This window comes from Planktosalinus sp., from assembly GCF_059864935.1.
In genome coordinates this window covers 1-7,177 of sequence record NZ_JCBCCK010000481.1, presented here as the reverse complement: position 1 = coordinate 7,177, position 7,177 = coordinate 1, and the positions used below count along the sequence as shown (strand labels likewise).

The window sequence follows — 7,177 nt, the reverse complement described above, 5'->3', positions numbered from 1 at the left end:
TATTTGGTAATGCACCCTGCAGATGCACCATCAGCAAATAACTTCTCTGGTAGATTTAACCCTGCCTTAAATAACAAGATGACTTCAATAATGATTAACCCATTTGTGAAGTACAGAGGATTTGAGTTCTTCGGCATGTATGAAAGAGCAGATGGTAAAGCCAGAGCAGAAGAAGAAAACAGAACTTTTACCCAATTGGGTGCTGAGGCTCTTTACAGATTTGGAAACAATGAAAACTTCTATATTGGTGGACGTTTCAACCAAGTGAGCGGTGAGCAAGCAGGTACCGGTAACGATATTGATATCACAAGAATAAATGTTGGTGGCGGATGGTTTATGACAAAAAATATTCTAACTAAACTTGAATATGTTACCCAAAAATATGACGGTTTTGCAGATGCTACTCAATTCCACGACGGTAAGTTCAGTGGTTTTGTATTAGAGGCAGCAATAAGCTTCTAAGTTTGTTTTAGTTCAATGAGAGGGGGGAGGCTTTTATAAAATCCCCCCTTTTTTTATATTTTTAAGTCCCATTTCTAAATTTTTACAATGAAATCTTTAGTACATTTCTTTTTGATAGCAATAAGCTTTTCTTTTGTCATCAATGAAGAAGTTATTCAGCGTGAAGTCTATATTACCACTGAAAGCTTTCTCTACATTAAAGGCACTTCAAACATCAATACCTTCACCTGTGTTTATGATGCCGCCACGCTTTCGCGAAAGGTCCCCATTAGATTTACCCAGGATAACAATACCATGCATTTCAAAAATGTACAAATGCAACTACGCAATACAGGGTTCAACTGCGGCAACCGCGGAATCAACAATGATTTTCACGACCTGCTACAAACCAGTAAATACCCCAACATCCATTTTGAGCTGTTGCGAACAGTTAAAAACAGAAATACCATTGATGCTCACGTGGCCATTGAAATTGCCGGAATAAAAAAGCAATATAAAGTGCCGGTAAAAACCAATGGCGAACTCGCACCCATTGAAGGAGTGCTTTGTATCAATATCACCGACTTTGGACTGACACCACCCCGAAAAATGATGGGAATGATTGTCGTGAGGGAAGATATTGAGATCGTCTTTGGATTTGACCTTCAGGTGCGTGATTAAAACTTTTCCTTTTAAAATTTCAAAATAGTTCACTTCCTTTAGGAATTAGTTCCAAATCTGATCAATCTCATAGTTTTGATTTTAATAAATTTAGAATTTCGCAGGTATATTTAGACTTTAAATTTATTGAGGACAACAACTTTAGATAAAACAAAATGCTACCACTGCGGTGATACCTGCACTCCGGGCACATTGGTGTTTGCCGAAAAAGAGTTTTGCTGTAACGGCTGCAAAACCGTTTATGAAATATTTTCAGACAATGGCCTGACAAGCTATTATGAAATGCAGCAATCACCGGGAGCCATTCCCAAAGAGTTTGATGGCAAATATGACTATCTGGACAATGCATCTATAGCCGAAAAACTTTTAGAATTTAATGATGGCGAAAATCAAATTATCGCGCTGTACATTCCCCATATTCATTGCAGTTCGTGTATTTGGATATTGGAAAATCTCAAAAAACTCAACAAAAACATTTCCACCTCGCAGGTGGATTTCCCTAAAAAAACCGTTCGCATTCAATACAAAGCCCATGAAGTTTCACTCAGGCAAGTAGTGGAATTGCTATCGAGCATTGGTTATGAACCATACATCAGTCTGGAGAATTATGACGGCAAACAAAAACCGGTTGACCGCAGCCTGATTTACAAACTCGCCATTGCAGGTTTTGCTTTTGGCAACATTATGTTTCTGTCCTTCCCGGAGTATTTTGATATGGGCGATTACTGGCTGGAGCAGTATAAACCCTTTTTCAGATGGCTGATGTTTGGCTTTTCACTGCCCGTGTTTTTTTACTCGGCTTCGGGTTATTTTATTTCGGCTTATAAAGGGCTTAAAGCAGGTTTTCTCAACATTGATGTACCGCTTGCTCTGGGTATTTTCGTCTTGTTTGCCCGCAGTGTGATTGAAGTTGCGTTTGACCTGGGCACCGGTTTTTTTGATAGCCTCACCGGACTTGTATTTTTTATCCTGCTGGGGAAATTCTTTCAGCAAAAGACGTATAACTTCCTTTCATTTGAACGCGATTATAAATCCTATTTTCCCATTTCAGTAACCCGAATTAATAACAAAAAAGAAGAGGCTATTTCTGTACACGAAATCAAGGAAGGCGACAGGCTGCTCATTAGAAACGAAGAACTCATTCCCGTTGACGGCATCCTGATAAAGGGAAAAGCAAATATTGACTATAGTTTTGTGACCGGCGAATCCATAGCAGTTAGAAAAGAATCGGGCGATAAACTGTTTGCCGGCGGAAAACAAATCTCAGGTGCCATTGAAGTGGAAAGCCTGAAAACCATTTCGCAAAGTTACCTTACCCAACTGTGGAGCAATGATGTGTTTAGTAAAGACAAGGAGCAGGCTTTTGTAAATATGACCAATACCATTAGTAAGTACTTCACAGTTGTGATTTTGCTGATTGCTTTTGGCGCGCTGGGTTATTGGATGTTTTTTGATATGAATATTGCTATACAGGCCTTTACGGCAGTACTAATTATTGCCTGTCCCTGTGCATTGGCAATGTCGGCTCCGTTTACACTGGGCAATATGCTGCGCATTTTCGGTAAATTGAAGTTTTATTTAAAGAACGCGAATGTCATCGAAAAACTCGCTAAAATCGACACCCTGATTTTTGATAAAACCGGTACCATTACCACCAACGATAAAAATGCAATTACCTATAGCGGTTCCGCTTTAAGCAAAATGGAAACCGACCTGCTCAAATCCACCCTACGCACTTCCAACCACCCTCTTAGTCGCTCGCTGTATGATTTTTTGCACGAGAACAACATACTTACCCTTGATGATTATGAAGAACTGCCCGGAAAAGGATTGAATGCCCGCTCTGGAACCCATCAAATCAAAATTGGTAGTGCAGAATTTGTTTACCACAATGGCATTACTGCTGAAAAAGACATCAACGAAACCGTAGTACACATTTCTGCAAACAACGAGTATAAAGGCAAGTATGTATTTACCAACCTTTACCGCGAGGGTATGGATAATGTGTTTGAATCGTTGGGTAAAGATTATCATCTGGGCATCCTTTCCGGCGACAACGAGGGTGAAAGAGATTATTTGGAGGAGGTCTTGCCCAAGGGCACACAAATGATTTTTAACCAAAAACCAAAGGACAAGCTCGAGTATGTCGCAGGACTTCAGGAATATGGACACAAGGTAGCGATGATTGGCGACGGGCTTAACGATGCCGGCGCACTGCAGCAAAGCGATGTGGGCATAGCTGTTTCTGAAAATGTCAATGTGTTTTCACCTGCCTGTGATGCGATTTTAGACGCAAGCAAGTTTAAAGAACTGCCGGACTATTTAAAAGCCTCAAAAAAAGCCATAAACGTGATTAAGGCCAGTATTGTTCTTTCATTTTTATACAATGTTGTTGGGCTTTATTTTGCCGTCACCGGACAGCTGGCACCTGTGGTGGCCGCCATCATCATGCCGATGAGTTCCATAAGTGTGGTAGCGTTTACTACAATTATGACCAACTGGATAGGGAGGAGGTTGAGGTAGTATAAATCGCTGATTTTTTTCTGTTTAAATCTAATTTCCTAAGAAGCATTCCAAACAATTTAAACAAAAAGTTTTAGCTAAATAATTTAATCGTTATGGGAACGGCGTTCCGAATACTTGCCGATAAAGTAAAATGCCAAAATGGGTATAAACATAAATTTGGCTGATTTTTCAAGTAAATCAAATTGATGAAGTGAAATAAGAGTTATTGCAATTACTAAAATCATGATAATATCAAATGTCATTTTTTTCATAGGTAATTAGTCTTTTATAACAAATATTAATGCCTCTTGAAATTGGTTAATAGGAAGAAAATTTGATGTCTGAAAATTTCGGGACTTCCATTGAGGCACAAAGATAACAAAATTGTGGTGAATTCGGCATAATCGAATTCACCACAATGGATTGGTGGCCAGTTATTACCACATGTATTTTATTCTCATGGTATAATTTTTTTTCATTCACTATTTAGATAATAAACTCCTCCACTAAAATGAATTCCTGGAGCAATACCCAGGACAGAAGTCAGTATCTTTCGCTACGGACAAGATATGAAAAGAAAAGCTCCCTATGTATACACGGGGAGCACTTTCTTCATTGCATACAGCTATTTATTCCGGTTATTGATCAACGACTCAAGGCTGTCAATAATTACATTGTAAAAACCACTGAACAATTCTTGCATCTGTGCTTTGGCTTCTTCTCCCACATTGTACTCCGCCCCCATGTCATCTCGCAGGTGTTGTCACCAAGGGCTTTTACTTTTACCGTACTAAGGTAGTCTGTGATGAGGAATGGACCCTTGCTGATTTTATATTGCAGTGTCATTGTGGAATTATTCTCCATTTCCAGGCGCTCGCTGATTTCTGCACAATCCGGCAAGTAGCATTTGCGACTGGCTCCAACTCCTTCGCCCTCGGCCACCGACCTTTCAACAGGTGAAAACTCTTCAATACCCCTGAATGATGATACTTTCTCCCATACCTTCGTGGCAGGAACATTGATTGTCTTAGTTACGCTTACTTGTGTCATGATGTTTGTTTTTTTTAAAGATTAATAAATTAATGAAATTGATGACACAAATAAACGGAGGACGAACGGGCAATAAAAAAATAGCGTTCAGGTATTGTAGCTATGGTCAGGTCTGTGCTATTCTATCAGTGATAATTGCTCGTTTACGAACTGCCGCAACGTTTCTTTATCGTTCAGTTTGTACAAGATGCTCATTTCAAATATCATCCCCAGCAGGAACTTGGCATATTCGTCTTTTCGTTCGGGGTGTTTGATTTCACCCAAGCTAATGGCTTTTTCCACAACAATTTTGTAGGAGTGCACCAGATTGCTGAAATACCGTTCATACATTTTATTCAAAATTGCATTTTCATCCCGCAACTCCACCACCGTATTCACCATCAGGCAACTGCGAGGAAATGTCTTTGCCATAAGCGCAACAATGAGTGAATAAAAGAAATCCCTGAGCGATTCCATATCGTTGGTGGTTTCCCCCAGTTGTCTCAGGAAAGGGTCAGAGATGGTGTTGTTGTAATACTCCAGAGAGTCATTGAAGAACATTTCCTTACTGTACTTCTTATAAATTGTAGATAAACTGACTTCAAGGTAATCTGCCAATTCTTGGGCAGTAACACCCTTGTATCCTTTGTTCCAGAATAACTGCTGGGCTTTTTGTACCAGTTCTTCGTAACTTTTGTCAATTACTTTTGGCATAAGCTATATTTTTATTAAGTATGATTTTAATCCCGTTGTTGATATGGTCCAGCCGTTCTTCGTCAGAATGGATGAGACAAAAACTCATAGAAGTGCAGAATAATCCGACTAAGTGTGTTGCAAAAAAGTTACTTGCTTCTTCAGATTCCCCGTTTCGCTGTAACATGTCTATATACAATGTTCGGATATCTGCAAGGTATTTTCTTAATATAGTGTTTACCACTCCATCCCTGTCTGCAAGTTCTGTTCCGATGTGAATGATGAAGCACCCTTCCTGATAGGGGTTGTCGAAAGCTAGAAAACTCAGGTAGAATGTCCTTAGCAAGTCGGTAACGGAACCTTTCTGTTTCAATATTTCAAGATACTTGTCAGCATACCGTTCACGATACAATTCAAGTGCGACATGCAAAATGCCTTCTTTGTTGTGAAACTCTCATAGAGGGAATAACGATTTACACCTGTGCTATCTACAATATCACTTATCGCACAAGCGTTAAAGCCATTCTTCCAGAAAAGCGGAAGACACTTTTCCAGTACCTGGTTTCGGTTGAATTCTTTATAACGCATTTGAATGGCTTGTTTTTAATAATAATAATATCCCTGCAACAGAAACCTGTTTCTTGATATGGTTTTTAGTGGTTAAACTTGAATAGAATTTGTTACTGTAATTTTTATCATTAAATACCATGTCGGCATCGTTGGAAAAAAACAGACATCCGTTTCGTTTCGGGTTTTAATTGCATCGAAGATACATAAAAAACAAAAACCCCGAAAAATCCGGGGTCTGGCTAATTAAAGTAAATTACTTCTATAATTGAAATAAGCTTCGGTCTTGCATCTAATATCTAAAATCTCAAGTCTACCCACTAAAACGCATAACTAATTCCCGCATTCACCATAAACGGTGCTCCGGGGCGCAATCCTGCAGGCATACGCGCTACTTCATAAGTGCTGTCAAACAGGTTGTTGATGTTGGTAAACAATGTTACCCGCGGCGAATAGAAATACTTGGCTGAAAAATCCACAATAAAATGGCTACCCACTTCAAATTCTTGAGGGATGGCACCCGTGCCTGCCATAGTGCGGAAAGCATCGGTATAACGGCCACTCAGGCTGATGTTGAAAACTGAGTTTTCAAGTGCAGCGGTTACGTTAAACTGGTTGCGGGCGATGTATGGAATCTCATCACCATCGGCCACCTCGCCAAAAATGCCTACGGTACTGGCAAAGTCACTTTGAAAACGGGCATCTGTAAAGGTATAGGAAACGGTTACGGGAAGTTTTAAATCGCCTTCGGTAAAGCGTAGCACATCAAAGTTTAACAATACTTCAACCCCTTTTACAAGAGCTTCGCCGGCGTTAAACAAGTCCAGCGAACCCGTCCCGCCCGAAGCTGCCAGGTCACTGCCCAGCATATTGTCATAGTTGTTGTAAAAACCCACCAGTTCGCCGCGCAAACCGTTGTAGTTAAAACGGGTGCCCAGTTCCAGGTTGATGCTTGATTCGGATTTGCTGCCTTCTGTGGTTCCCGGAGGGGCAAAACCTTTATGTACACCACCAAATATTGAAAGTTCTGGTGAAAAGCGGTAGTTGGCTCCAATACCCGGAATCCAGACATCAACTTTGTTTTCGGCGGTGGAAAGTTCAATGCCGGTGCGGTTGGGGTCATTTTTTCCATAATCATTGCGCTTTAGCGTAATATTTTCATACCTCACACCCGGGGTTAATGTCAAACCGTTGAAAGCAACTTTGTACAAAACGTGAGCAGCCAAAGCTTCGGCACTGGTAATGCGGTTAGCGTCGCTGC

General features: G+C 40.3%; 8 protein-coding genes and 1 pseudogene. 3 read left to right on the top strand and 6 right to left on the bottom strand.

Annotation, left to right across the window (positions count from 1 at the left end):
* From AC6F75_RS14060 to AC6F75_RS14050, 3 genes and pseudogenes are all read left to right on the top strand, one after another.
* Positions 1-462: pseudogene (locus AC6F75_RS14060) on the top strand (hypothetical protein); the annotation flags it as partial.
* An 87-nt stretch (positions 463-549) separates the two neighbouring features.
* Entirely contained in the window at positions 550-1,122 is a 573-nt protein-coding gene (locus AC6F75_RS14055; protein ID WP_500715718.1) for a YceI family protein, read from the top strand.
* A 126-nt stretch (positions 1,123-1,248) separates the two neighbouring features.
* Entirely contained in the window at positions 1,249-3,645 is a 2,397-nt protein-coding gene (locus AC6F75_RS14050; protein WP_500715717.1) for a heavy metal translocating P-type ATPase metal-binding domain-containing protein, read from the top strand.
* A gap of 86 nt (positions 3,646-3,731) precedes the next feature.
* On the opposite strand, the gene AC6F75_RS14045 is transcribed toward AC6F75_RS14050, so the two are convergent.
* From AC6F75_RS14045 to AC6F75_RS14020, 6 genes are all read right to left on the bottom strand, one after another.
* On the bottom strand, positions 3,732-3,899 hold the full coding sequence (locus tag AC6F75_RS14045; RefSeq protein ID WP_500715716.1) for a hypothetical protein: 168 nt from the start codon (positions 3,897-3,899) through the stop codon (positions 3,732-3,734).
* Positions 3,900-4,296: 397 nt separating this feature from the next.
* Positions 4,297-4,677: an SRPBCC family protein gene (locus AC6F75_RS14040; RefSeq protein WP_500715715.1), complete on the bottom strand. Its 381-nt coding sequence runs from the start codon at positions 4,675-4,677 to the stop codon at positions 4,297-4,299.
* A gap of 117 nt (positions 4,678-4,794) precedes the next feature.
* Positions 4,795-5,370 carry a TetR family transcriptional regulator C-terminal domain-containing protein gene (locus tag AC6F75_RS14035; protein ID WP_500715714.1) on the bottom strand — a complete coding sequence of 192 codons (576 nt, stop codon included), beginning with the start codon at positions 5,368-5,370 and terminating at the stop codon, positions 4,795-4,797.
* Entirely contained in the window at positions 5,354-5,779 is a 426-nt protein-coding gene (locus AC6F75_RS14030) for a TetR family transcriptional regulator C-terminal domain-containing protein (protein ID WP_500715713.1), read from the bottom strand. The genes AC6F75_RS14035 and AC6F75_RS14030 overlap by 17 nt, the downstream gene beginning before the upstream one ends.
* Positions 5,719-5,937 (bottom strand): TetR family transcriptional regulator, encoded by a 219-nt coding sequence (locus AC6F75_RS14025; RefSeq protein WP_500715712.1) that lies wholly within the window; start codon positions 5,935-5,937, stop codon positions 5,719-5,721. The genes AC6F75_RS14030 and AC6F75_RS14025 overlap by 61 nt, the downstream gene beginning before the upstream one ends.
* A 299-nt stretch (positions 5,938-6,236) precedes the next feature.
* On the bottom strand, positions 6,237-7,177 hold a 941-nt coding region (locus AC6F75_RS14020), incomplete at its 5' end, for a TonB-dependent receptor domain-containing protein (protein ID WP_500715711.1).